The sequence below is a fragment of the Streptomyces sp. NPDC055189 genome, from assembly GCF_053606765.1.
Genome location: NZ_JBSGSG010000040.1, coordinates 35,510 through 61,017, shown reverse-complemented (window position 1 = coordinate 61,017; position 25,508 = coordinate 35,510). Strand labels below are relative to the sequence as shown.

Here is a 25,508-nt window from a genome sequence, read left to right as displayed (position 1 = left end):
CCCCCCAAGTAAGAGGTGAATCCTCTGCACGGCCCAACTAGGGCCGTAATTACAACGTTTTGCGTGAGTACTAGCTCGCCATGCGGCGGTGCGCGTCCTCGAGTCGGTCCGCGATGCTGCCGTTGATGATCTCGTCACCGACCTGCACCGTGATCCCGCCGAGGACCGCGGGGTCCACGTCGAGGTTCAGGTGCATCTGGCGGCCGTAGACCTTCGCGAGGACCGCGCCGAGGCGCTGCTTCTGCTGGTCCGTGAGCGGAACAGCCGAAGTGACCACGGCGACCATCCGGTCCCGGCGGTCCGCGGCCAGCTTGGAGAGGGACTCGAGTCCACCTTCCAGGCTACGTCCGCGGGGCGCGGTCACAAGGCGCTCGACGAGCCGCTCCGTGATCTCGTTGGCCCGGCCACCGAGCAGGCTGCGCAGCAGCTCGCCCTTGGCCGCGTCCGAGGCGGCGCGGTCGGTCAGCGCGGAGCGCAGACCAGTGTTCGAGGAGACGATCCGGCCGAACCGGAAGAGCTCGTCCTCGACGTCGTCCAGCGCGCCGGACTTCTGCGCACCGGTCAGGTCGGCGAGGTTGGTGAGCTCCTCCAGGGCGTCCACCAGGTCACGCGACTGCGACCAGCGCGAGCGGACCAGGCCGGCCACCAGGTCGGCGGTCTCGCCGCCCACCTGCCCGCCGAGCAGCCGCCCGGCGAGCTCGGCCTTGGCCTCACCGGCTTGCGACGGGTCGGTCAGGACCCGGCGCAGCGAGACCTCGCGGTTGAACAGCGCGGTGACCGAGGCCAGCTCGTCCGCGAGCCGCTTGGCGTCGACCGACGTGTTGTCGGTCAACGCGTCAAGACGCTCGCGCGCGGCGGCCAGGGCCTCGCGGCTGGCTCCGTGGGCTGTCATCGAGCAGCCTCGGCCTTCTCCTCGAGGTCATCGAGGAAACGGTCGATGGTGCGGCTCTGCCGTGCGGAGTCCTCAAGGGACTCGCCGACGAGCTTGCCGGCCAGGTCGGTGGCCAGCTGGCCCACGTCCTGACGCAGCGACTGCGCGGCGGCCTTGCGGTCGGCGGCGAGCTGCGCGTGGCCTGCGGCCACGATCTCCTCGCGCTGACGCTGGCCTTCGGCGCGCATCTCGGCGATGAGCTGGGCGCCCTGCTCCTGCGCCTCCTGGCGCAGACGCGCGGCCTCGTGCCGGGCCTCGGCGAGCTGAGCCTTGTACTGCTCGAGCACGCTCTGGGCCTCGGTCTGAGCGGCCTCAGCCTTCTCAATACCGCCTTCGATCGACTCGCGACGCTCTTCCAGAACCTTGTTGATGTTCGGGAGGAGCTTCTTCCAGAAGAAGAAGAAGACGATGGCGAAGGCAAGTGCGCCGACGAGCAGCTCGGGGCCGGGCGGGATCAGCGGGTTCTGCTTCTCCTCGGCCGCCAGCTGCACCAGGTTGGCGATCACATCAGTGCCTTTCGTCGAAGTGTCGGTAAGCAGTAATTACTGACCGAACACGAACGGCATAACGATGCCGATAAGGGCGAGCGCCTCACAGAAGGCGAAGCCCAGGATCTGGTTCGAACGGATCAGGCCGGCAGCTTCGGGCTGACGGGCAAGGGCCTCGGTGCCCTTACCGAAGACGATGCCAACACCGATGCCGGGGCCGATCGCGGCGAGGCCGTAGCCGATGGAGCCGAGGGAGCCGGAGACGCCTGCGGCGAGTTCGAGGGTCGCGGACATGCCGTTACTTCCTTCTCTTTCATGGACCGGTGGGGGTTGGCCACCGGGCGATCTGGGGGTTGAGAGCCGAGACCGACTCAGTGGTGCTCTGCGATTGCGCCCTGGATGTAGGTCGCGGAGAGGAGCACGAAGACGTACGCCTGAACCGCCTGCACGAAGAGCTCGAAGAGGATCATGGCGATGGTCATCACGAAGGACACACCAGCAGCCGGGATCATGAAGCTGTTGAGCAGGTACCAGGAGGCGACGGTGAACATCACCAGCATCAGGTGACCCGCGAACATGTTCGCGAACAGTCGCACCGAGTGCGTGAACGGGCGAACAAGCAGGTTCGAGAAGAACTCGATGAACGAGACGAGCCACTTGATCGGGCCCAGCGAGTTGTCGTAGCCGGTGATGTTCTTCCAGCCGCCGACGAATCCGTGCCTCTTGAAGGTGAGGGGCACCCAGATCAGGTAGACGATCGCGGCGAGAACCACCGGGTACGCGAAGATCGACGAGACCGGGAACTGGGTCAGCGGGATCACGGACCAGATGTTCATGATCCAGATGAAGAAGAACATGGAGACCATCAGGGGGACGTACTTCTCGCCCTCCTTCTTGCCCATCGTCTCGTAGACGATGCCGCGGCGTACGAAGTCGTAGCCGGCCTCACCGATCATCTGCAGCTTGCCCGGAACGACCTTGGCCTTGCCGAACGCCAGATAGAAGAAACTGACCACGACGAGGGTCGTCAGCAGGGCGAGCAGCATGACCTTGTTGAACTCGAACCCGCCGATCGTCGCGATCGGCTTGAAGAGGAACGAGTGCAGGCCAGGAGCCGGGAAGCCACAGCCGTTGTCGGACATGATCCGACAGCTCCAGTCAAAGGCGAGCTCAGTTTGGTCAGCACTCACCGCGGGCTCCTTCGGCGTGACGCATAGGTACGGCAACCTCGTTGTCGTGTCGGCGCGGCGCGCAGCCGCGGTTCGGCACCAGACTGGTGTTTCGGATGTGGGCGCGGCGTTCAGGCATCGAGCCTCGCGATCGTGCAGGCGTCAGCTCAGATGCCCGCGCCGGCAGTGCCGCAGTTGGCACCGGACGATAGCAGCATCCCGAACGCGCATTTATCCCGGCCCTACCGTTCACTGCGACGACCCCGACTTCTCGGGCTTGTCGTGGTTTTCGGGCTGGGGATCAACGTAAAGGATCTTCGCCTTCATGTGCGCACGCGCCTGTGACGCCATCCATACGACGGTCGCCACCACAAGGCCCACTGCGAAGGTCTTGGGGTTGAACAGCGTGGTGTCCTTGAAAAGGGCCACGAAGACGAGAAGCAGCAGGAGTTGAAGGACGTAGAGCAGCAGTCCCATCATCTGGAACAGATGAGGGAGCGCCTTCGCCGTTCGCTGCAGCGCGAACATCCCGAGCCCCATGAAGGCGATGACCACCAACGTGCCGACGACAGCACCGAGGGCCCCTTTGCCTCCCGCGACCACACCACTGACGACGGCGACGATCGCGCCGGCGGCAGCCGTGGGTACGGCGGTCTGGAAAAGAGTTCGGGTGTCTTGAGACGGCATGGCGGCAGCTCCGCTTACTGATGGGGGCAGGGTGTCGTCATGGACGAGCGTAGTCCGGGGTCGAGAGTGTCCCTCGGGCCAATAGACCGTCGCACTACGGTCCTTCGGCTCTATCCCCTGGTTTCGTGAACGGTATCACAAACTATTTGATGAGGTCTTTACCTGGTAGGTGTGCTCGCTGTCACACATGAGAGTTAATCCGCGCGTCTGTGCACTCAGCGAGGCAACTTGTCTGGTATTGGGCAAGTTTGACGGGCGCCGTCAGCTCGACGAGCCGGCCTTGCGCCGATCCTCGAAGCGCGAGCGGGTGCCAACGGCCGTCGCTCCGTTGACGCCTGATCCGACCGGGGGACGCTCGTCCGTCGCGGCACCCGCATCGTCCCCCTCGTCCGTCGCATCCGCCCCGTCGGCCGCCGACACGTCCGCGGCAGCGCCCTTGCGCCGCCGGTAACGCGGCGGCACGAAGGACTCGGCCCAGTGCGGGACGTGCGGGGTGTACCGGGGCAGCAGGAGCAGCACCAGGCCCACCGCGCTCAGGGCGACGATCGCGAAGAGGATCCACATGCTGGCCGAGTGCACCGAGTAGGCGACCGTGCCGAAGCCGATGAGGGCCGACCAGAAGTACATGATCAGCACCGCGCGGCTGTGGGAGTGGCCGATCTCCAGGAGGCGGTGGTGGAGGTGGCCGCGGTCGGCGGCGAACGGCGACTTGCCGTTCCACGTACGCCGGACGATCGCGAGGACCAGGTCGGCGAACGGGATGGCGATGATCGTCAGCGGCATCAGGAGCGGGATGAAGACCGGGAGCATCGCGTGCGTGGCATCGCGGGTGCCGCCGAAGTTCAGCTTCAGGGCGTCGCCGTCGATCTGCCCCGTGGCGGAGATGGCGCCCGCCGCCAGGACCAGGCCGATCAGCATCGAGCCCGAGTCGCCCATGAAGATCCGGGCGGGATGGATGTTGTGCGGCAGGAAGCCCAGGCACATGCCGATCAGGATCGCGGCGAAGAGCGTCGCGGGGGCCGCGGCCTCGATGCCGTAGCCGTACCAGAGGCGGTAGGCGTACAGGAAGAACGCCGCCGCCGCGATGCACACCATGCCCGCGGCGAGACCGTCGAGGCCGTCCACGAAGTTCACCGCGTTGATGGTGATGACGACGAGCGCGACCGTCAGGAGCGTGCCCTGGCCCTGGTCCAGGAGGACCATGCCGTAGCCGGGGACCGGGATCCACAGGATCGTCAGGCCCTGCAGGACCATGACGCCCGCCGCGATCATCTGGCCGCCCAGCTTGATCAGGGCGTCGATCTCGAACTTGTCGTCAAGGACGCCGATCAGCCAGATCAGCGCGGCACCGGAGAGCAGCGCGCGCGGCTCGTTGGAGCGCTCGAAGAGGTCACTCAGGTTCGGCAGGTGGTCGGCGACCAGCAGACCGGCGCACAGACCGAAGAACATCGCGATACCGCCGAGCCGGGGCGTGGGCTCCCGGTGCACGTCGCGCGCGCGGATCTCCGGCATCGCGCCGGCCACGATCGCGAACTTCCGCACCGGGCCGGTCAGCAAGTAAGTCACCGCGGCCGTGATGCAGAGCGTCAGCAGGTATTCACGCACGGGCTTCCCCACAGGTATCGCTGGCCATCTCAGCCCCACACCCTAGCTCTGCGCGCATACGGTTGGGGACTTCCGGGTAGCGACGATGGTTGCACGAGTACGCACCTTCCCCCGACGCGTCTACCCCGGCCTAGGCCGGATACGGCGGAAATCTGCCCACCAGTTCCCGCACTTCCTCTCGTACTTTCGAGTCCGTCGCGCCGTCGGATTGGTCACGCACCGCATCGGCGAAGAGGCCGGCGATCCGGACCATCTCCGGCTCCCCCATGCCCTGCGTGGACACGGCCGCCGTGCCCAGGCGCAGGCCGCGTCCGTCCGCGTAGGGCAGGGCGCAGGTGTCCAGGACCAGGCCGCATGCGGCGAGTCTGCCGCGGGCCGTGTGCGCGTCGGTGCCCAGCGGCGCTGGGTCGGCGAGGATCAGGTGTGTGTCGGTGCCGCCGGTGGTGATCTCGCAGCCCGCAGCGGCCAGGGACTGGGCCAGGATGCGGGCGTTGGCGACGACCTGATGGGCGTACGCGGTGAAGGCCGGTGTCTCCGCCTCGCCGAACGCGACGGCCTTCGCCGCGATCGTGTGCATCTGCGCACCGCCCTGCGTGAAGGGGAACACCGCACGGTCGATGCGGGAGGCGAGATCGGCCCCGCACAGGATCAGGCCGCCGCGCGGGCCGCGGAGCACCTTGTGGGTCGTGGCGCACACGACGTCGGCGTACGGCACGGGGTTGGGGGCCGCTCCCCCGGCGATGAGGCCGATCGGGTGGGCCGCGTCGGCGATGAGGTACGCGCCCACGTCGTCGGCGATGTCGCGGAAGGCCGCGTAGTCGATGTGCCGGGGGTAGGCGATGGAGCCGCAGACGATCGCCTTCGGCCGGTGCGCGCGGGCCAGGGCCCGGACCTGGTCGTAGTCGATGAGGCCGCTCTCCGCGTCGACGCCGTAGCCCACGAAGTCGAACCAGCGCCCCGAGAAGTTCGCGGGCGAGCCGTGCGTGAGGTGGCCGCCGTAGGGCAGGCCCATGGCCAGGACAGTGTCGCCGGGGCGCAGCAGGGCGGCGTACGCGGCGAGGACCGCGGAGGAGCCTGAGTGGGGCTGCACATTGGCGTGCTCGGCGCCGAAGAGGGCCTTGGCGCGGTCGATGGCGATGCGCTCGGCGACGTCCACCAGCTCGCAGCCGCCGTGGTGGCGGGCGCCGGGGTAGCCCTCGGCGTACTTGTTGGCGAGCGGGGAGCCCAGGGCCGCGAGCACCGCGGGCGAGGAGAAGTTCTCGGCCGCGATGAGCTGGAGACAGAAGGCCTGGCGGTCCTGCTCGGCCAGCAGGACCTCCGCCAGCTGGGGGTCCGCGCGGCGGAGCGCGTCGAAGTCAGCTGGCGCCGTCGAGGCGGCGGTGGGTGCGGTGCCGACCGGCATGTTGGGCTCCGGGCCTCGCGAGGGGTGAGGGTCCCTCCAATGTAGGCCCGCCGCACGGCGCCCGCGCGGCGTCGCGGGCGGATGATCCGCCCGCCGTGCAGAGAAAGGTTTTACGCCTTGGCCCGTACGCCGGTCAGCGCCGTCACCACGGGATCGAGCGCCTCGTTGATCTCGTCGCCCACCGAGCGGAAGAAGGGCAGCGGCGCGCCATAGGGGTCGTACACCTCGTCCGCCTCCGCGGTGGGCGCCAGGAGCCAGCCACGCAGTGCCGCTGCGGCCCGTACCAGGGCCCTGGCGCGCGCCACCACGCCTCCGTCGACATCCGGCAGCGTCGCCGGGTCTATGGCCCGCACAAGGCGCGTGAACTCCTTGAGCGTGAAGGTGCGAAGTCCCGCCGAGTGGCCCATCGAGATGACCTGCGCCCGGTGGTCCCTGGTCGCCGTCAGGACCAGGTCAGCGCGGATGACGTGCTCGTCGAGAAGCTCGCGTCCTTTGAAGCCGGAGGCGTCCGCGCCGAAGTCCGCGAGCACCGCCTCCGCGTTGGTCTCCATGGGGGCGCCTTCGTGCCCCCACGTGCCCGCGCTCTCCACGATCAGGCCGCCGGTGAAGGGATCACCCAGGCGGTCGGCCAGGGCATGCCTGGTCAGCCGCTCAGTGATCGGCGAGCGGCAGACATTGCCGGTGCTGACGTGGAGGATGCGGAACGAATCGGGATAAGCCGCTATGCCACGCCCCGTCTCAGGGGCTGTCAATTCGCCACCTCGAGGTCGGGTACCACCTTGCGGAGCTCCTCCGCGTCGAGGGCACCCGCGCGCAGCAGTACCGGCACCTTGCCGGTGACGTCCACGATCGAGGAGGGAACGATGCCGGGCGTCCTGCCGCCGTCCAGGTACACCGAGACGGAGTCGCCCAGCATCTCCTGCGCGGCGTCACAGTCCTCCGGAGCCGGGTGTCCCGTGAGGTTCGCCGACGAGACAGCCATGGGGCCGACCTCGGTGAGCAGTTCGATGGCGACGGGGTGCAGCGGCATCCGGATCGCGACGGTTCCACGGGTGTCCCCGAGGTCCCACTGGAGCGAGGGCTGCTGCTTGGCGACCAGGGTCAGCGCGCCGGGCCAGAAGGCGTCGACGAGCTCCCAGGCCGACTCGGAGAAGTCGGTGACCAGGCCGTGCAGGGTGTTCGGGGAGCCGATGAGGACGGGCGTGGGCATGTTGCGGCCGCGGCCCTTGGCGTCGAGCAGATCGGCACACGCCTCCGGCGAGAAGGCGTCGGCACCGATGCCGTAGACGGTGTCGGTGGGCAGCACGACCAGCTCGCCACGGCGGACGGCCGACGCGGCCTCGCGCAGACCGGTCGTCCGGTCGGTCGCGTCGTTGGTGTCGTATCGCCGTGCCATCAGCGGGCCTCCTCGTACACGTACTGCTGACTTGAAGTGGGTGTGCTCACGGCATCGCCTTGCGGGCGGTCGCGAACCTCGGCCTGTTGTTGAGGTCGGGGTGGTCGGCCGCGTCGGCCCAGCCCCGCTCCTCGGTGAAGATCCACGGCACCTGGCCGCCCTGGGTGTCGGCGTGCTCGATGACGACGACACCTCCGGGCCGCAGGAGGCGGTGTGCGGTGCGCTCGATGCCGCGGATCAGGTCGAGGCCGTCCTCGCCGGAGAAGAGCGACAGTTCCGGGTCGTAGTCCCGGGCTTCCGGAGCCACGTACTCCCACTCGGTGAGCGGGATGTACGGCGGGTTGGAGATGAGGAGGTCGACCTGGCCCTCGAGCTCCGGCAGCGCGTCACGCGCGTCGCCCTGCGAGAGCTTGACCCTGGATCCCTCGACGTTCTTGCGCGTCCACTTCAGGGCGTCCTCGGAGAGCTCCACGGCGTGTACGCGCGAGCGCGGGACCTCCTGGGCCATGGCAAGGGCGATGGCCCCGGAACCCGTACAGAGATCGACGATGAGCGGCTCGACGACATCCATCGCGCGCACGGCGTCTATGGCCCACCCGACGACCGACTCGGTCTCGGGCCGCGGCACGAAGACGCCTGGCCCGACCTGCAGTTCGAGGTAGCGGAAGAAGGCGCGCCCGGTGATGTGCTGAAGCGGTTCGCGCGCCTCACGGCGCGCGATCGTCTCCCAGTAGCGGGCGTCGAAGTCCGGGTCCTTGACGGAGTGCAGCTCGCCCCGCTTCACGCCGTGCACGAAGGCGGCAAGCTCCTCCGCGTCGTTGCGCGGCGAGGGCACGCCGGCGTCGGCCAGCCGCTGGGTGGCCTGGGCCACTTCCGCGAGCAGCAGGTTCACGCTGGTCCTCCGGGGCTGTGCTGAGCGATGGGCGGGTGCGGTCGGGACTCAGGCTGCCGCGAGCTTGGCCGCGGAGTCCGCGTCGACGCAGGCCTGGATGACCGCGTCGAGGTCTCCGTCGAGCACCTGGTCCAAGTTGTACGCCTTGAAGCCGACACGGTGGTCCGAGATCCGGTTTTCCGGGAAGTTGTACGTGCGGATCTTCTCGGAGCGGTCGACGGTGCGGACCTGGCTGCGACGGGCGTCCGCCGCCTCCTTCTCCGCTTCCTCCTGAGCCGCGGCGAGGAGCCTGGAGCGCAGGATACGCATCGCCTGCTCCTTGTTCTGCAGCTGGCTCTTCTCGTTCTGGCAGGAGGCCACGACTCCGGTGGGCAGGTGCGTGATGCGCACCGCGGAGTCGGTGGTGTTGACCGACTGGCCGCCGGGGCCCGAGGAGCGGTAGACGTCGATGCGCAGGTCGTTCGCGTGGATCTCCACGTCGACCTCCTCGGCCTCGGGCGTCACCAGGACACCGGCCGCGGAGGTGTGGATGCGGCCCTGCGACTCGGTCGAGGGCACGCGCTGCACGCGGTGCACGCCGCCCTCGTACTTCAGCCGCGCCCAGACGCCCTGGCCGGGCTCGGTCGCGCCGTTGCCGCCCTTGGTCTTCACGGCGACCTGGACGTCCTTGTAGCCGCCGAGCTCGGACTCGGTGGCGTCGATGATCTCGGTCTTCCAGCCGACGCGCTCCGCGTACCGCAGGTACATGCGAAGGAGGTCGCCGGCGAAGAGCGCCGACTCGTCGCCGCCCGCGCCCGCCTTCACCTCGAGGATGACGTCCTTGTCGTCGTTGGGGTCACGCGGCACCAGGAGGAGGCGCAGCTTCTCGGTGACCTCCTCGCGCTGCTTCTCCATGTCCTTGACCTCTGCGGCGAACTCCGGGTCCTCCGCGGCCAGTTCACGGGCCGTCGCGATGTCCTCGCCGGTCTGCTTCCAGGCGCGGTACGTCGAGACGATCGGGGTCAGCTCGGCGTAGCGCTTGTTGAGCTTGCGCGCGTTGGCCTGGTCGGCGTGGACCGAGGGGTCCGCGAGCTTTGTCTCCAGATCGGCGTGCTCGCCGATCAGTTCCTCGACCGCCTCGAACATCGGGGTCTCCTGAGCTTTCTACGCGAAGGTTCTACGCGAAATATGGCTGCTGCGTCAGACGGCAAAGCGCCGGTCCCAACCGCCCCCTCCCGGGGGCGGCCGAAGACCGGCGCAGTGGCTCGCTACTTGTTGGCGGCAGCAGCCTTGCCGAAGCGGGCCTCGAAGCGGGCCACGCGGCCACCGGTGTCGAGGATCTTCTGCTTGCCCGTGTAGAACGGGTGGCACTCGGAGCAGACCTCGGCGCGGACGGTGCCGCTGGAGATCGTGCTGCGGGTGGTGAATTCGGCGCCACAGGTGCAGCTGACCTGGGTCTCGACGTACTCGGGGTGGATCTCGCGCTTCAAGGTGTCTCCTAGTTTCGGGAGGGCGCCGGGTCGTACGTGCGGATTGCTCATACGTGAACCGGGGCCGACGTACCAGTCTGCCAGGACCGGTCGCATCTGCCCAAACCGGGGTGGCTTCTGTTCTATTCCCGGCGGGCTCCTGAAGCGGCTAGTGGCTGCTCACGACGTCGCTCGCGTCGCCCTTGTCGCCTGCCGACTTGTCGGTGGCGGACTTGGGGATCGGCTTGTCGGCCTTGAGGGCGTCCCAGACCTGCTGGTCGGCCTTCTCCAGGGGAAGTACGCGGTTGGGGTCGTTGGGGTCGTACTGGATGGGCAGCGTGACCATCTTCATGTCGCCGGCGCCGATGCCCTTGAGGCCGCTCGCGAAGCCCGCCAGGCTCTTCACGTCGTTCAGGTCGGAGTCGGTGGTGATGGCGCTGGTGGCGTCGTTCGCGAGGTCGTAGAGCTTCTTCGGGTTGCTGAAGACCCCGACGTCCTTGACCTGGTTGATCAGGGCCTTGATGAAGGCCTGCTGCAGCTGGATGCGGCCGAGGTCGCTGCCGTCGCCGACGCCGTGCCGGGTGCGGACCAGGCCCAGGGCCTGCTCGCCGGTGAGCTGGTGCGTGCCTGCCTTGAGGTTGAGGTGGCTGTCCTTGTCGTTGATCGCCTTCTTGGTGGTGATCTCGACGCCGCCGAGGGTGTTGATGAGCTTCTTGAAGCCCGTGAAGTCCACTTCCAGGTAGTGGTCCATCCGGATGCCGGACATCTTCTCCACGGTCTTGACGGCGCAGGCGGGGCCGCCGACCTCGTACGCCGTGTTGAACATCTGCCGCCGGCCGCCCGGGTCCGTCTCGCCCTCGTCCGTCTCGCACTCGGGGCGGGATATGAGGGTGTCGCGGGGTATCGAGACGACGCTGGCCGTCTTGTGGCCCTTGTTCACGTGCACGATCATCGCCGTGTCCGAGCGGGCGGCGCCCTCGTCCTTGCCGTACTTGGCGTTGTCGCCGGAGCGGGAGTCGGAGCCGAGGACGAGGATGTCCTGCGAGCCGTTGTCGACGTTCTCGGGGCGGTCGGTGCCGAGCGCCTGGTTGATGTCGACGCCCTTGATGTTGCCGTTGAGCTTGAAGTACACGAAGCCGAGGCCCGTACCGCCGAGGACGATCACCGATGCCGCGGTCCACGCGGTGACGACGAGGACCTTGCTGCGCTTCTCGCGCGGCTTACGACGCCGACCGCCACCGCCTCGGGAGCGTTTCGATGCCGCATCCGCCGCGGGTGCGCTCTCGTCGGTCATGTGCTCCTCAGTCCTCGTCCGGGTCGGGTACCCCCTGCTTTCAGGGTCAGGCGTGGTGTGGCGTCACTTGTCAGACTCACTTGGTCAGACGTGGAAACCGAAAGAAGGGTTGCACAGCGCTTTGTGAGCGCCCCGGCGCGCGCTCGTGACGCATCGTGTACTCCTGCCCCGCTTTCCCGGCTTCTCACCTGCGGTTTTCACCTTCACGGGGCTACTGCCCGTGACCGTAAGAAGTTCTTAGGCGTGTGGCCAAGGTCATTCAGCGGCGGTCACGCAGGGTCAAGCACAAAGGGCCGCCCCCGTCGGATGACGGGAGCGGCCCTGTTGCCGCGAGCTGTAGCGAGGACTAGTCGTTGCCGTTGCCCGGCGTCGGGGTCGTCTTCGCGATCTGCATGAGGAACTCGGCGTTCGACTTCGTCTGCTTCATCTTGTCGAGGAGCAGCTCGATGGCCTGCTGCGAGTCGAGCGCGTGCAGCACCCGGCGCAGCTTCCAGACGATCGCAAGCTCTTCGCTGTTGAGCAGGATCTCTTCCTTGCGGGTGGAGGACGCGTCGACGTCCACCGCCGGGAAGATGCGCTTGTCGGAGAGCTTCCGGTCGAGCTTGAGCTCCATGTTGCCGGTGCCCTTGAACTCCTCGAAGATCACCTCGTCCATGCGCGAACCGGTGTCGACGAGCGCGGTCGCCAGGATGGTCAGCGAGCCGCCGTCCTCGATGTTGCGCGCCGCACCGAAGAAGCGCTTCGGCGGGTAGAGCGCGGTCGAGTCGACACCACCGGACAGGATGCGGCCGGAGGCCGGGGCCGCCAGGTTGTACGCACGGCCCAGACGGGTGATGGAGTCGAGAAGCACGACCACGTCGTGACCCAGCTCGACGAGACGCTTGGCGCGCTCGATGGCCAGCTCGGCGACCGTGGTGTGGTCCTCGGCCGGACGGTCGAAGGTCGAGGAGATGACCTCGCCCTTCACCGACCGCTGCATGTCGGTGACCTCTTCCGGACGCTCGTCGACCAGGACGACCATCAGGTGGCACTCGGGGCTGTTCGTGGTGATCGCGTTGGCGACCGCCTGCATGATCATGGTCTTGCCGGTCTTCGGCGGGGCCACGATCAGACCGCGCTGGCCCTTACCGATCGGCGACACGAGGTCGATGATGCGGGTGGTGAGCACGCCCGGGTCGGTCTCCAGGCGGAGCCGGTCCTGCGGGTAAAGGGGCGTCAGCTTGTTGAACTCCGGTCGCCCGCGCCCGGATTCGGCCGCCATGCCGTTCGCCGAGTCGAGGCGCACGAGCGCGTTGAACTTCTCGCGGCGCTCGCCGTCCTTGGGCTGGCGGACGGCGCCGGTGACGTGGTCACCCTTGCGCAGACCGTTCTTGCGGACCTGGGCGAGCGAGACGTACACGTCGTTCGGACCCGGGAGGTAGCCCGACGTACGGATGAACGCGTAGTTGTCGAGGATGTCCAGGATGCCCGCGACGGGGATCAGGACGTCGTCGTCGGCGACCTGCGGCTCGTTCGCTCCGCCGAACTCGTCGCGGCCACGACGGCCACGGCGGTCGCGGTAACGGCCACGGCGGCCGCGGCGGCCACCCGCCTCGTCGTCGAAGTCGTCCTGCGGTCCGTTGTCCCGCTGGTCCCGCTGCTGGCGGTCGCCGCGGTCCTGACGGTCACCGCGGTCCTGGCGGTCCTGACGGCCGCCGCCCTGCTGGCGGTTGCCGCCCTGCTGGTCGTCGCCCTTGTTGCCACGGCGGTCGCGGTCACGGCCACGGCCCTGGCGGTCACGGCCCTGGCCGCGGTCACGGCGTCCGTCGGCGCTGTTGTCGCCGGAGCCGTCGCCCTTGGCCTCGGACGGCGCGTCCGTCCTGGCCTCGTTCTTGGCGTCGCCCTTGGCGTCGTTCTTCGACTCGTTCTTCGCCTCGGCGGTGACCGTCTCGGGGCTGCCCGCGTCGGCGGTGGCACGGCGACGGCCGCGACGCTCGCCCTTGTCGGCACCCGCGGGCTGGCCCGGGATGTCGATCTGCTGCTGGGCGGCCTCTTCGGCCTTGGCCCCGGCGGCCGGCTCGGCCTTGTCGGCCTTGCTCGCCTTGGCGGCCTTCTCCGTGCTCGCTGCGGTGTCCTCGCCCGTCCGGGCCTTCGAGGTGGCGCGGCGCTTGGGCTTCGTCTCCGTCTCGCCGGACGAAGCGGGCGCGGCGCTCTTGGCGGAGGCACCCCCTCCGGCCTGCGCCTCCTTGATGACCTCGATCAGCTGGCTCTTGCGCATCCGCGCGGTGCCCTTGATACCGAGGCCGGATGCGACCTGCTGCAGTTCCGCCAGCACCATGCCATCGAGGCCGGTGCCGCGGCGCCGCCGGGACCCGGCCGAAGCACCGGTGGCAGGCGCCGCAGAGGCGTCCGTGGCGGGCGTGTCGGCAGTCACGCCCATCAGATCGGTGGTGTCGCTCACGAAGGGTCCTTCCCTGGAGCGGACGTCGGCCTGTCTGGCTCGGCGACCGGTTGTGCTGTCCGGAGGTCCTTTGGTGTGTGGACCGTGCCGGGGCGGTGGTCCGCCAACGCGCGGCGGAAGAATTCACTGGTGATGGCGAGTCCCGGTGAGGTGCCACTGATGTGCGGTGTCACTCGGCTCGGTCACGCCGGTTCCGGAGCGTGCTCGGCACCGCTCAGTGCGGGGCACAGAGCAGTTTGGGAGGCTCCCGGAAGGATGGATGTCCCGGACGGGGACACGAAGCACCTCGCCATGGTGGGGTCGGGTGCAGACTTGAGGTTAACACTACCGGATCCAACAAACATTCCCCCTCTCCAAATCCGGCTATCAGGTGTCAAGGCGCAAGCGGCAGCACGCTCGCACCGGTCGCGTCGAGCGCCAGACGGTTGGCCGCCCAGCCCTCGCCCGCGAGGCGTGCGACCTTGTCCGCCGCACTCTCATCGGCCAGCGCGAGGACCGTGGGCCCCGCACCGGAGATCATCGCCGGGACACCGTCCGCGCGCAGGCGTTCCACCAGGGCGGCGCTCTCCGGCATGGCGGGCGCGCGGTACTCCTGGTGGAGCCGGTCCTCGGTCGCGGGAAGCAGCAGCTCGGGGCGCCTGGTCAGGGCCTCTACGAGCAGCGCGGCACGGCCCGCGTTGGTGGCAGCGTCGACGTGCGGGACGGTGCGCGGGAGCAGTCCGCGCGCCGTCTCGGTGAGCACGGGCTTTCCGGGTACGAAGACCACCGGAACGATGGATTCGGCGGGGTCCATCCTGATCGCCCGCGCCGCTCCCCCGTCCATCCAGGAGAGCGTGAAACCGCCGAGCAGACAGGCGGCGACGTTGTCGGGGTGGCCCTCGATCTCGGTGGCGAGTTCGAGCAGGGCGTTGTCGTCGAGACGGGCGTCGCCGCCTATGGTCACGGCGCGCGCGGCGACGATGCCCGCGCAGATGGCGGCGGACGAGGAGCCGAGGCCCCGGCCGTGCGGAATGCGGTTGGCGCAGACGATTTCGAGCCCGCGCGGCTGTCCGCCGAGCAGGTCGAAGGCGGTGCGCAGGGAACGTACCAGCAGATGCGACTCGTCGCGCGGGAGCGTTTCGCTGCCCTCACCTGCGATGTCGATGTTCAGTCCGGAATCGGCCACCCGCACGACGACATCGTCGTACAGACCCAGCGACAGGCCGAGGGCGTCGAAGCCCGGGCCGAGGTTGGCGCTGGTGGCGGGGACGCGCACCCGGACGGCGGCGGCGCGGAACGCGGGACCGGCCATCGCTCGATGACTCTCCTTGAGCTGCGATCTTTTGAGGACTTGCCACGTGATGAGGCACTACCCGAAGGCCGCTCTGCGGCAGCACCGCGGCATATGCGGCGGGGCGGGTTCGGTACAGCCTATCGAAGGAAGGTTCTGTGGCGACATAGGGCGCACAGGAGGCGCACGATGCGTGTCGTAAGCCCCCTGTGCACCCCCTGTGCGGAGTTGCGGGTTTTCCAGACGGTTATGCCCGCGGTAGTGCTGCGGTTATGCCCGCCGTACTACTGCGGTTATCCCCGACCTGAAGGGTTATGCCAGACCGAGACGCTCGGCCGCGGCGGCCGAGTCGACCGGGACGGTGACCGGCTGCGGTGCGCCCGCGACCGCCCAGTCCGGGTCCTTGAGGCCGTTTCCGGTGACGGTGCAGACGATGCGCTGCCCCTTGTCGACCTTGCCCTGCTCGGCCGCCTTCAGCAGACCGGCGACGGAAGCGGCCGACGCCGGCTCGACGAAGACACCCTCCTGGGATGCCAACAGCTTGTAGGCGCGCAGGATCTCACGGTCCGTCACCTCGTCGATGAAGCCGTCCGACTCGTCGCGCGCGTCGAGGGCGTACTGCCACGACGCGGGGTTGCCGATGCGAATCGCGGTGGCGATGGTCGACGGGTCCTTGACGATCTCGCCGCGCACGATGGGCGCGGAACCGGAAGCCTGGAAGCCCCACATACGAGGAGTGCGCGACGAGATCGAGTCGGCGGCGTACTCCTTGTAGCCCTTCCAGTAGGCCGTGATGTTGCCCGCGTTGCCCACCGGCAGGACGTGGATGTCAGGGGCGTCGCCGAGCGCGTCCACGATCTCGAACGAGGCCGTCTTCTGGCCCTCGATGCGGAACGGGTTCACCGAATTGACCAGCGCCACCGGGTAGTTCTCGGAGAGGGCGCGGGCGAGGTTCAGGCAGTCGTCGAAGTTGCCGTCGACCTGGAGGATCTTCGAGCCGTAGACGAGCGCTTGGCCCATCTTGCCGAGCGCGATCTTGCCCTGCGGCACGAGGACCGCGCAGACCATTCCCGCGCGTACGGCGTAGGCGGCGGCGGAGGCCGACGTGTTGCCGGTGGAGGCGCAGATGACGGCCTTGGCGCCCTCCTCCTTGGCCTTCGTGATCGCCATCGTCATGCCGCGGTCCTTGAAGGACCCGGTCGGGTTGGCACCCTCGACCTTGAGATGAACCTCGCAGCCCGTGCGCTCGGAGAGCACCTGCGCGGGCACGAGCGGCGTGCCGCCCTCGCGGAGCGTCACGACGGGGGTCGTGCCGGAGACGGGAAGACGGTCCCGGTACTCCTCGATGATTCCGCGCCATTGGTGGGTCATTGCTGACTACTCCCCTTCAACCCGCATGATGCTGGCGACACCACGCACGGTGTCGAGATTCCGCAGCGCCTCGACGGTGCCGGTGAGGGCGGCGTCGGGCGCGCGGTGGGTGACGACGACGAGGGATGCCTCGCCGTCTTTGCCCGTCTGACGGACCGTATCGATCGATACGCCGTGCTCGGCGAAGACCGTCGCGACCTGGGCGAGGACACCCGGCTTGTCGGCTACGTCGAGGCTGATGTGGTAGCGCGTGACGACCGCGCCCATGGAGCTCACGGGCAGCTGGGTGTACGCGGATTCGCCGGGCCCGGTGGCCTCGGCGAGCTTGTTGCGGCAGACGGCCACCAGGTCGCCGAGAACGGCGGACGCGGTGGGAGCGCCGCCCGCGCCGGGACCGTAGAACATGAGCTGTCCGGCGGCCTCGGCCTCGACGAACACGGCGTTGTACGCCTCGCGCACGGACGCCAGCGGATGGCTGAGCGGAATCATCGCGGGGTGCACGCGCGCGGTGACGGAACCGCCGTCGGCGGCCCGCTCGCAGATGGCGAGCAGCTTGATGGTGCAGCCCATGCGCTTCGCTGACGCGAAGTCGGCGCCGGTCACCTCGGTCATGCCCTCGCGGTAGACGTCGTCGAGACGCACGCGCGTGTGGAAGGCGATACCGGCGAGGATCGCGGCCTTGGCCGCGGCGTCGAAGCCTTCGACGTCGGCGGTCGGGTCGGCCTCGGCATACCCGAGGGCGGTCGCCTCGTCGAGCGCTTCCTGATAGCCGGCGCCGGTGGTGTCCATGGCGTCGAGGATGAAGTTGGTCGTGCCGTTCACGATGCCGAGGACGCGGTTGACCTTGTCGCCGACGAGGGACTCGCGCAGCGGCCGGATCAGCGGGATCGCACCGGCGACGGCAGCCTCGTAATAGAGGTCGCGGCCGTGCTCCTCGGCGGCGGCGTGCAGGGCGGCGCCGTCCTGCGCGATGAGCGCCTTGTTGGCGGAGACGACGGAGGCACCGTGCTCGAAGGCGGTGGTGATGAGGGTCCTGGCAGGCTCGATCCCCCCGATGACTTCCACCACGACATCAATGTCACCGCGTTTGACCAGCGCGGTCGCGTCCGTCGTGACCAGTGAAGGATCGATTCCGTCCCGCACCTTCGACGGACGGCGGACGGCGACCCCGGCGAGCTCCACCGGGGCACCGATCCGGGCCGTGAGGTCGTCGGCGTGCGTCGTCATGATGCGCGCCACCTCTGAGCCGACAACCCCACAGCCCAGCAGCGCCACCTTCAGCGGACGCGTACGCATCATCCGACCTCACTTCTCATACATCTACGTTGGGACCAGTCTCACCCACCGGATCGCGGTTTCTATCCACGGTCCGGATGGTGAGACAACTATTTCACTGGCCGATACTCTGCCAGCGGCCGCTTCCCGGCCGATTTTTCCTCAGCCGACGTCGAGACGCAGGAGATCTTCCTCCGTCTCGCGCCGGACGATGACCCGCGCCTGTCCGTCGCGCACGGCGACGACCGGCGGACGCAGGGCGTGGTTGTAGTTGCTCGCCATGGAACGGCAGTACGCGCCGGTCGCGGGCACGGCGATCAGATCGCCGGGAGCGAGGTCCGCCGGAAGGAACGCGTCCTTCACCACGATGTCCCCGCTCTCGCAGTGCTTGCCGACGACGCGCACGAGCATGGGCTCGGCGTCCGACTCACGCGAGACGAGCGCGACGCTGTACTCGGCGTCGTAGAGCGCGGTACGGATGTTGTCGGACATGCCGCCGTCGACGGAGACGTAGGTACGCAGTCCTTCGAGCGGCTTGACGGTGCCGACCTCGTAGAGGGTGAAGGCGGTGGGGCCGACGATGGCGCGGCCCGGCTCGACGGAGATACGGGGGGTCCGCAGGTTCGCGGCCTCGCACTCACGCGTCACGATCTCGCCGAGCGCCTTGGCGATCTCGTGCGGCTCGCGGGGGTCGTCCTCCGAGGTGTAGGCGATGCCGAGCCCGCCGCCGAGGTCGATCTCGGGCAGCTCGACGCCGTGCTCGTCCCGCACCTCGGCGAGCAGCTGGACGACGCGCCGCGCGGAGACCTCGAACCCGGCCATGTCGAAGATCTGCGACCCGATGTGCGAGTGCACGCCGATGAGCTCGAGACCGTCGAGCTTCAACGCCCGCCGCACGGCCTCGGCGGCCTGTCCCCCGGCGAGCGCGATGCCGAACTTCTGGTCCTCGTGGGCGGTGGCGATGAACTCGTGGGTGTGGGCCTCGACGCCGACGGTCACGCGGATCTGCACGCGCTGGCGGACACCGAGCCGGTCGGCGATGTGCGCGACACGCACGATCTCCTGGAAGGAGTCGAGGACGATGCGCCCGACACCGGCGGTAACGGCCCGCTCGATCTCGTCCTCGGTCTTGTTGTTTCCGTGGAAGGCGATGCGGTCGGCGGGCATGCCGGCGGCGAGCGCGGTGGCGAGCTCGCCGCCGCTGCACACGTCGAGGTTGAGCCCCTCTTCGTGCAGCCACTTCACGACCGCCCGCGAGAGGAACGCCTTGCCCGCGTAGAAGACATCGGCGTCGGACCCGAAGGCGCCGCGCCAGGCGTGGCAGCGGGCGCGGAAGTCGGCCTCGTCGAGGAAGTAGGCGGGGGTGCCGAACTCCTCGGCGAGTCGCGTGACCTCGATCCCGCCGACGGTGACGACACCGTCGGCGTTACGGCCGACGGTCTGCGCCCACACCTTGGGGTCGAGGGTGTTCAGGTCATCGGCCGGGGCGGTGTAGTGCCCTTCGGGCAGTACGTCGGCGTGGCGGGGCCCGGCGGGGTGTGCGGAACGGCTCATGTCGCAGTCGTCTCTCTCACTTCATTCACGTCTGTCTTCACGTGTCACAAGTACTCGGGGGCGCTGATGCCGAGCAGGGACAGGCCGCCTGCGAGCACCGTCCCGGCGGCTTCGGCGAGCGCGAGCCGGGCGCGGTGGGCGGCCAAGGGTTTCTCGTCGCCGAGCGGCAGGACGGCGGCCTGGAAGCCGAGGAGGGCATCGGCGGTGTCGACGAGATGCCGGGCAAGGCGGTCGGGCGCGTGGTCCTTGCCTGCGGCGGCCAGGACGCGGGGGTGGGCGGACAGTGCGTCGAGGAGGTCGCGGGTTTCCACGGCTATGCCGTCGGCCGTGTCGCCGGGCTCACCGGTGAAGCCGAGGGCGGCGGCGTTGCGGGTGAGGGCCCGGCTGCGGGAGTAGGCGTACCGCACGCGGAAGAGAGGGTTGCTCGCGCGCTGGACCAGGTGCTCTTCGCTGATGCGGGGCCGGTCGTGAGCGGCAGCGCTGAGGAGGGCCCAGCGGGCGGCGTCACGGCCGAGGAAGGTGGGGTCGGCCGGGGCGGGGACGGGCCGGAGGGTCTTGAGGGGGGTGGGGGGCGTCCCGTACGCGTCGACCCGCACGCCGAGGGCGGCGGCCCAACCGGCGTCGGGGGCCTCTTCACAGGTGCTCCTGACGAGGGCGCCTTGGGAGACGAGGATGCGGCGGAGGGAGTCGGCGAGGACGGCGGCGCGGACTTCGCGGGGGAAGTGGAGCTGGTGGGGCTCGCTGGAGCCGGGGCGGGCGTGTCCGTAGGAGGCACCGCGGGTGAGGATCTCTCGTACGAGTCCGGCGCTGCCGCCGCTGTTCCCGTGGCCGGCTTCGCTGCCCTCGCCGCCCCGGTCGAGTGTGATGTTGAGGAAACCGGGCCCGGTGATGTCGATGGCCGCGATGCCGGGCTCCCCGGCGAGCCGCGGGGACAGCACTTCGGCGACCTGCCGGGGCGAACGCCCGGCGGCGCGGGCGACCTGCAGGGCGACGTTGGTGGCGTAGTCCCCGCACCCACCGGGCCGGGACCGCTCGACGACAACCCTCCGGGCCAGGCCTTCGCCCCCCGGCTCCCCCAGGTCACCAAGGCCACTGAGCTCCCCGTCATCAACGGCACCGCGCATGGCGCGCAGCACGGTGCGGGAGAGCTCGACGGGGGTCACGGGTCAAGCGTATGGGAGGAGGGGGGTGGGGACGCGACCTGGTTTCCCGGATGGTCCGGGATGTGGACGGGCCGGTGGCCGTCGGTTGCCGCGGCCGGTCTGCGCGCTCCGTCGTCGGCTTACCCGGCTCCGGGGTCGGCTTGTTCCGGTCAGCCGCCGGGGCGGCCGGCGCGTTCGGCCTCTCCGGCGGCCCCGCGTTCACTGCCGAGGGCACCACGCCCGCTCTCGCCGCCGCCATCCCCGCGTTCCATCAACTGCCGTACTATCCCGACCAGTTCGGAGGGTTCGAAGGGCTTGGCCAGAAACGCGTCCACCCCCACCTCGAGACCGCTCTCCACCTCGTACTGAGTGCAGGCACTGACGATGACGATGGGCAGATGCCGGGTCCGCGGATCGGAGCGCAGCCGAGCGGCGGCCCGCAGCCCGTCGAGGCGGGGCATCACCACGTCGAGGGTGACGACATCGGGTCTGACCTGGTTCACCACGTCCAGGCATTCGGCACCATCAGCCGCGGTCACGACCTCGAAGCCCTCCAGCTCGAGGTTGACCCTGATCAGTTGCCGGATGACCTTGTTGTCGTCCACAACAAGCACGCGGCCGGACATGCCTGACACAACTCGAGAGTAGGTCCGCGCCCGCCGCCGCGTCCGGGTTTTCCCCACTTCCGCCCCGTGCGGGGGCGCGCGCGGGGAACGTGCGGGCAGCCGGGGGTGACCTCTGGGACGGGGGGTGCGGATGCGACGGCCCCCACGGCCATGGAGTGCGGAAATACCTGTTCATGGGGAGCCGTTAGGAGCTGGTAGGGTTCTACCCGTCGACGCGCAAACAGCGCTGACACGCCCCCGTAGCTCAGGGGATAGAGCAACGGCCTCCGGAGCCGTGTGCGCAGGTTCGAATCCTGCCGGGGGCACTCGCCTAAAGCCAGTACAGATCATGTGCTGAGCAGGGCGGATGCCGATCAGAGAGAGCGGGAGTCAGTCTTACTGGCTCCCGCTCTTTTCGTTGTCCGGCAGCAGCGGGCGCATGAAGGTGCGGTCGTAGCGCAGTACGCAGCCGCTCTCGTCCCTGATCCGGTCCGCCTCGATGAACTCGGCGTCCTTGCCGAACAAGGTCCTGTACTCCTCGTAGGCCGCGAGGCTGGGGAAGCTGAACAGGGCGAGAGCCTTGTCGCTGGCCCCCTCGGCCGGCAGGAAGTATCCGTGGTGCGTGCCGCCGTGTTTGTCCACCAATTCCATCCAGCGGCGACCGAATCGCTCGAACGACTCGGTTTTGGCCGGATCGATCACGTACTCGACCACGCAAGTAATCATGATCCGAGGCTAACGCGCCATCAGGAGACGGTCATCAGGAGACAGCAGGGCCGGCCGGTGGAACCGGGCTGCACAGTCGCCAAGATGCCGGTGGTGCTAGGGTTTTCGCCTGATCATCAGGAGGCTCGCTGTGGGTAGTCAAACCGACATCATCAAGGACGATGCCGTACCAACTATCCCAGAACCGACGACCTTCAAGGTGGTCGACCTCTTCTCCGGTGGCGGCGGGATGAGTTTTGGATTCCACGCTCATCCGCACTTCGAGGTGATCGGCGCCGCCGACGCGCAGCTGGGAAAGCCGAGCAGCCCCAGGGGTTCTCTGGCCTGCAACTCCACCTATGAATCGAATATCGGGATCACTCCGGTTGAAACCGATCTGGGCGCAGTCGATCCCGAAGCGCTGCGGAAATCCATGGGTGTGACCTCGCCGATCGATATCCTGTCGGCCTGCCCGCCGTGCACGGGGTTCTCTCGCACCAACGCCAAGAATCATCTCGAGGATGACAAAAGGAACAGCCTGGTCGGCCGTACCATCGTCTTCGTCGATGCTTTCCGGCCCAAGGTTCTTGTCATGGAGAATGCCAGAGAGCTTCTTCAGGGGCGGTGGGCCCATCATTTCGATATTCTCCGGGCGGATCTTGAGGCGCGTGGTTATACCGTTCATGCGCAGAATCACGTTCTGAACAAGTTCGGGCTTCCGCAGGTCCGTGAGCGGGCGCTCGTCATCGCCGTTGCCCCGGGATATGACCTCCGTACGCTCGAAGACGCTTGGGCCGGTCGTTCCCTGACGCAGGAAGCCACCACCGTACGGCGCGCTCTTGACGGAGTGCCCGCGATCAATGCCGGTGAAGCGCATCCCGGGGACGAAGCGCACGCCTCCCCCAGCTTCCACTCGCCGGCGACGCTCGGGCGTCTCCAGAAGATCCCGCACGACGGAGGGTCCTGGCGAGACCTTCTGGACGTACAGGGCGGCAATGACTTCCTGACGCCCGCCATGGTCAAGTCCGTGAACAAGGGAGACTTCGGGAGCTTTCCCGACGTGTACGGACGCATGGCCTGGGACCGGCCCGCGCCCACCATCAAGCGGGAGTGCGCGCACGTGGGGAACGGGCGCTACTCCCACCCCACGGAGAACCGGCTGTGCTCGGTCCGGGAGCTCGGGATCCTCAACGGGTTCCCGCGGACCTACAAGTTCGAGGGAACCAGCCTCAGCAACAAGTACCGGCACATCGGCGACGCCGTTCCGCCCCTGGTCAGCTACCAGCTCGCCTCCGTATGCCGCTGGATCCTGACCGGGGAACGACCGAGCGTCAGCGATCTCATCCTGCCGGGGACGCATCTGAGCCCCGCTGACATTCAAGAGACCGACACCGCCGATTCCCCGGCCCCGCAGGTGCAGGAATGCGTCGCCGCCTGAATTGCGGACCTTCCCGCACGTTTCACGTTTCACGTTTGTCGATCTTCCTATAAGGACCGCGATGAATAGTGCCGCACCGAATGAGCTGCTTGCGGGAATGGCGCAGCTCGACGACCGTCAAGCGCACGTCGTGCAAGGTGTGGTGGCCCAGGTTCAGGGGTCCGCTGATGCCGGAGACACCTATGCATTGCTGGTGAAGTGCAATGAACCCCAGCTTCGGCAGATTCGGAATATCGTCGATGCGATGCTTCGGCCCGTCACTGAGTCGATAAATCCGGAGAGCAATCTGGTCTCCCATTTGTTCTCTGCCGAGTTCAAGGCCCGCCTGCAGGCTCATCACGGGACGCACACCACGCCGCTCGACCGGCTGGCGTTCGAGAACGCACTCGCGGCCTCCTGTGGCGTCGAAGGCATGGTCGTCGAATTGGCACCCAGCAAGACCACTCGGTTCTGGGATCTTCGGGTGGACGGCGATCAGTTCTCCGCCAAGAGCACGAGCGCCAAAGGCATCAAGCTGCATGAGCTGCACACCTCGAAGCTGAGCGAAGGTGCCTGGATTCAGGATTGCCGGTCGGCGCGGATGCGGTACGACGGCACGATGAAGCTCTTCGACGAGTTCCTGGCGGCGGTTCAGCGCTGGATCGTGCTGCGCGCATTCAAGCTCAGGAGCGACCCGGGCACCCTGGTCTACGAGCTGGTCGAAGTTCCGATGTCACTCGTCGCCGCCGTCAAAGATCTCGGTGTCCAGGATTTTTCGTCCGACTCGCCTCGCATAGACGTGCACGACGAAGCCGGACTGACGTTGCAGCTTGTCCTCGATCGCAGCGACTCGAAGGTCACCATCCAGAAGATCCCCAAGCAGCGCTGCATTGTGCACGGGACCTGGAAACTCGAAGGTGACTACTCGGGACCGGTGATCGCGGGGTGACGGGACGGGTGCGGGCGGCGCGTGCCTAGCCGCGGTCGATCCGCGGGAGCTCGTACGTTCCGTTGAAGATCGCTGCTTGCGGTGTGTACATCCGCAGGACCGGGCGGAAGCGGCCGGTCGGGGTGGGGAGCCAGTTGGCGGCCGTCTTGTCGTCCGCGGGGCGTTGCTGCTGGAGGTGGACGGTCAGGGAGCCGTCGTCGGCGTAGGCAAGGCCCGGGGTGCGGTCGCCGATGGAGTAGCGGTCGGCGGGGTTGGGGACCAGGTGGTGGTCCGGCGCGTCGTACATCGTGAGTGACCAGAACGCGTCCACCGGCGGGGGCTTCTCGAAGCGCAGGGTGTAGGGCTGCTCGCCCTCCAGGGGGTTCCCGTCGGCGTCGGTCGATGTCATCGCGTACGCCGCCTCGTAGCCGTGTTTGCCCCAGAGGGCGGTGTGGGCCGACGTGGCGCGCAGCAGGTGGGCCGCATCGCGGTCCGTGCAGATCCAATGAGGGTCTTTGAGCGTGCCCACCTCGAAGTGGTCCGCGTTGTAGTCGTAGGCGTGGTAGCTGAGCTGCCAGGTGTTCTGCTGTTCGTGGTCCCCGTCGGTCGATGCGTGCTCGACCTTCGCCCTCGCCGCGGTGAATCCCGCGCGCAGCGCTTCGGCGAGCTCCGGTTCCGGGTGCGCGTACGGACTCTGTGCGTCCAACAGGCCCAGCGGGGCGAAGCGTTGCTGGTACGCCGTCTCCGCCGGTGCCGGCGGGAAGGCCGCCATCCTGATCCGCAGCTTCTCGTAGAAGAGCAGTTCCGGTTCGTCGTCGGAGATGTACGTGTGGGTCGGCAGGCCGCGGGGCTCTTCGGAGGCCGTCCAGAACGGCTCCAGGTGGGTGTCCTCCTGGAGTGCGTGCACCGCCGCCACGTCGTCCGGTCCCGTACAGGCCCACCGCCCCACGATCGTCGCCACCTCGGTCGGCACGGCGATCCGGGTGGCGCCCGGCGGGACCTCCTCGTCCCAGCCGGGCGGCGTGAGCAGGAAGCTGGCCTCGCCGGTGCCGGTGGCGCGGCGTCCCACGTACGCGAAGTTGTTGGTCCACGCGTCCACGAACTGCAGGACGTAGTAGCGGCCGCCGGTCTCCGGCACGGTCAGGAGCAGGGCTCCGCCCGACAGGTCCAGGTGCGCGATCGAGTAGACGGTGTCGCGGTTCGCGTCCACGAGAGTGTCGTCGGGGCCCGGGAGCTTGCCGCCGTGACTGAATTCGTTGAACGGCGCGGGGGGTACCGAGCCCATGCCCTTGCGCGAGAAGCGGTCGACTTCGTCGAGGTTGCGCACCATCGGGTAGCCGTAGATGTACGCCTCGGCCGCCAGCGCCTGGAGATCGGTCGTGCCGTCGGTCATGCGCGCCGCCTTCTCGTGATCAAGGATTTACGGACATCGTCGGCCCACCGGGGTGCTCCCGCCACTCTTGCCGCCTGCGCGGCGTGGCGTGGCTCG

At 68.3% G+C, this 25,508-nt stretch carries 24 protein-coding genes and 1 tRNA gene; 3 read left to right on the top strand and 22 right to left on the bottom strand.

What is annotated here, in order from left to right:
- Window positions 1–70 precede the first annotated feature (70 nt).
- From ACWFR3_RS26060 to ACWFR3_RS25965, 20 genes are all read right to left on the bottom strand, one after another.
- Window positions 71–892 carry a F0F1 ATP synthase subunit delta gene (locus ACWFR3_RS26060; RefSeq protein ID WP_453737038.1) on the bottom strand — a complete coding sequence of 274 codons (822 nt, stop codon included), beginning with the start codon at window positions 890–892 and terminating at the stop codon, window positions 71–73.
- Window positions 889–1,437 carry a F0F1 ATP synthase subunit B gene (locus ACWFR3_RS26055; protein WP_361181419.1) on the bottom strand — a complete coding sequence of 183 codons (549 nt, stop codon included), beginning with the start codon at window positions 1,435–1,437 and terminating at the stop codon, window positions 889–891. Before ACWFR3_RS26055 ends, ACWFR3_RS26060 begins: the two co-directional genes overlap by 4 nt.
- A 36-nt stretch (window positions 1,438–1,473) precedes the next feature.
- The gene (gene atpE / locus ACWFR3_RS26050) at window positions 1,474–1,713 is read right to left on the bottom strand and encodes an ATP synthase F0 subunit C (protein WP_361181421.1); all 240 of its coding nucleotides are present in this window, start codon (window positions 1,711–1,713) and stop codon (window positions 1,474–1,476) included.
- 77 nt (window positions 1,714–1,790) lie between these two features.
- Window positions 1,791–2,561, bottom strand: a complete 771-nt coding sequence (atpB, locus tag ACWFR3_RS26045) for a F0F1 ATP synthase subunit A (protein ID WP_453737055.1) — start codon at window positions 2,559–2,561, stop codon at window positions 1,791–1,793.
- Window positions 2,562–2,837: 276 nt separating this feature from the next.
- Window positions 2,838–3,275 carry a hypothetical protein gene (locus tag ACWFR3_RS26040; protein WP_453737037.1) on the bottom strand — a complete coding sequence of 146 codons (438 nt, stop codon included), beginning with the start codon at window positions 3,273–3,275 and terminating at the stop codon, window positions 2,838–2,840.
- 261 nt (window positions 3,276–3,536) lie between these two features.
- Window positions 3,537–4,880 carry an MraY family glycosyltransferase gene (locus ACWFR3_RS26035; RefSeq protein WP_453737036.1) on the bottom strand — a complete coding sequence of 448 codons (1,344 nt, stop codon included), beginning with the start codon at window positions 4,878–4,880 and terminating at the stop codon, window positions 3,537–3,539.
- A gap of 130 nt (window positions 4,881–5,010) precedes the next feature.
- Entirely contained in the window at window positions 5,011–6,282 is a 1,272-nt protein-coding gene (locus ACWFR3_RS26030) for a serine hydroxymethyltransferase (protein WP_453737035.1), read from the bottom strand.
- A 110-nt stretch (window positions 6,283–6,392) separates the two neighbouring features.
- A complete protein-coding gene (locus tag ACWFR3_RS26025; protein ID WP_383326142.1) occupies window positions 6,393–7,034 on the bottom strand; it encodes an arsenate reductase/protein-tyrosine-phosphatase family protein in 642 nt (213 codons plus the stop codon).
- Window positions 7,031–7,678, bottom strand: a complete 648-nt coding sequence (locus ACWFR3_RS26020; protein WP_453737034.1) for an L-threonylcarbamoyladenylate synthase — start codon at window positions 7,676–7,678, stop codon at window positions 7,031–7,033. Before ACWFR3_RS26020 ends, ACWFR3_RS26025 begins: the two co-directional genes overlap by 4 nt.
- A gap of 46 nt (window positions 7,679–7,724) precedes the next feature.
- Window positions 7,725–8,570 (bottom strand): peptide chain release factor N(5)-glutamine methyltransferase, encoded by an 846-nt coding sequence (prmC, locus tag ACWFR3_RS26015; protein ID WP_453737033.1) that lies wholly within the window; start codon window positions 8,568–8,570, stop codon window positions 7,725–7,727.
- A 48-nt stretch (window positions 8,571–8,618) separates the two neighbouring features.
- Window positions 8,619–9,695, bottom strand: a complete 1,077-nt coding sequence (gene prfA / locus ACWFR3_RS26010) for a peptide chain release factor 1 (RefSeq protein ID WP_453737032.1) — start codon at window positions 9,693–9,695, stop codon at window positions 8,619–8,621.
- A gap of 122 nt (window positions 9,696–9,817) precedes the next feature.
- Complete coding sequence (gene rpmE / locus ACWFR3_RS26005) at window positions 9,818–10,039, bottom strand: 50S ribosomal protein L31 (protein ID WP_249587748.1); 222 nt, start codon at window positions 10,037–10,039, stop codon at window positions 9,818–9,820.
- 148 nt (window positions 10,040–10,187) lie between these two features.
- Window positions 10,188–11,312: an LCP family protein gene (locus ACWFR3_RS26000; RefSeq protein WP_453737031.1), complete on the bottom strand. Its 1,125-nt coding sequence runs from the start codon at window positions 11,310–11,312 to the stop codon at window positions 10,188–10,190.
- Between the two features lie 346 nt (window positions 11,313–11,658).
- Window positions 11,659–13,752: a transcription termination factor Rho gene (gene rho / locus ACWFR3_RS25995; protein ID WP_453737030.1), complete on the bottom strand. Its 2,094-nt coding sequence runs from the start codon at window positions 13,750–13,752 to the stop codon at window positions 11,659–11,661.
- Window positions 13,753–14,125: 373 nt separating this feature from the next.
- Entirely contained in the window at window positions 14,126–15,043 is a 918-nt protein-coding gene (thrB, locus tag ACWFR3_RS25990) for a homoserine kinase (protein WP_361181442.1), read from the bottom strand.
- Between the two features lie 291 nt (window positions 15,044–15,334).
- The gene (thrC, locus tag ACWFR3_RS25985; protein ID WP_453737029.1) at window positions 15,335–16,393 is read right to left on the bottom strand and encodes a threonine synthase; all 1,059 of its coding nucleotides are present in this window, start codon (window positions 16,391–16,393) and stop codon (window positions 15,335–15,337) included.
- Between the two features lie 6 nt (window positions 16,394–16,399).
- Window positions 16,400–17,692, bottom strand: coding sequence for a homoserine dehydrogenase (locus tag ACWFR3_RS25980; RefSeq protein ID WP_383333552.1), 1,293 nt, complete (start codon window positions 17,690–17,692; stop codon window positions 16,400–16,402).
- A gap of 138 nt (window positions 17,693–17,830) precedes the next feature.
- Window positions 17,831–19,222: a diaminopimelate decarboxylase gene (lysA, locus tag ACWFR3_RS25975; RefSeq protein ID WP_453737028.1), complete on the bottom strand. Its 1,392-nt coding sequence runs from the start codon at window positions 19,220–19,222 to the stop codon at window positions 17,831–17,833.
- Window positions 19,223–19,266: 44 nt separating this feature from the next.
- A complete protein-coding gene (nrtL, locus tag ACWFR3_RS25970; RefSeq protein ID WP_453737027.1) occupies window positions 19,267–20,385 on the bottom strand; it encodes an ArgS-related anticodon-binding protein NrtL in 1,119 nt (372 codons plus the stop codon).
- Window positions 20,386–20,534: 149 nt separating this feature from the next.
- Window positions 20,535–20,990, bottom strand: a complete 456-nt coding sequence (locus ACWFR3_RS25965; RefSeq protein ID WP_453737054.1) for a response regulator — start codon at window positions 20,988–20,990, stop codon at window positions 20,535–20,537.
- Window positions 20,991–21,223: 233 nt separating this feature from the next.
- On the opposite strand from ACWFR3_RS25965, the gene ACWFR3_RS25960 reads away from it, so the two are divergent.
- Window positions 21,224–21,295, top strand: a tRNA-Arg gene (locus ACWFR3_RS25960).
- Between the two features lie 70 nt (window positions 21,296–21,365).
- Here ACWFR3_RS25960 and ACWFR3_RS25955 read toward each other — a convergent pair.
- Entirely contained in the window at window positions 21,366–21,695 is a 330-nt protein-coding gene (locus ACWFR3_RS25955) for an NIPSNAP family protein (protein ID WP_453737026.1), read from the bottom strand.
- A 130-nt stretch (window positions 21,696–21,825) separates the two neighbouring features.
- Between ACWFR3_RS25955 and ACWFR3_RS25950 the strand changes: the two genes are divergently transcribed.
- Window positions 21,826–23,112: a DNA cytosine methyltransferase gene (locus tag ACWFR3_RS25950; RefSeq protein ID WP_453737025.1), complete on the top strand. Its 1,287-nt coding sequence runs from the start codon at window positions 21,826–21,828 to the stop codon at window positions 23,110–23,112.
- A gap of 61 nt (window positions 23,113–23,173) precedes the next feature.
- On the top strand, window positions 23,174–24,040 hold the full coding sequence (locus ACWFR3_RS25945) for a hypothetical protein (protein ID WP_453737024.1): 867 nt from the start codon (window positions 23,174–23,176) through the stop codon (window positions 24,038–24,040).
- A 25-nt stretch (window positions 24,041–24,065) separates the two neighbouring features.
- On the opposite strand, the gene ACWFR3_RS25940 is transcribed toward ACWFR3_RS25945, so the two are convergent.
- On the bottom strand, window positions 24,066–25,412 hold the full coding sequence (locus tag ACWFR3_RS25940; protein ID WP_453737023.1) for a DUF1254 domain-containing protein: 1,347 nt from the start codon (window positions 25,410–25,412) through the stop codon (window positions 24,066–24,068).
- Window positions 25,413–25,508 lie beyond the last annotated feature (96 nt).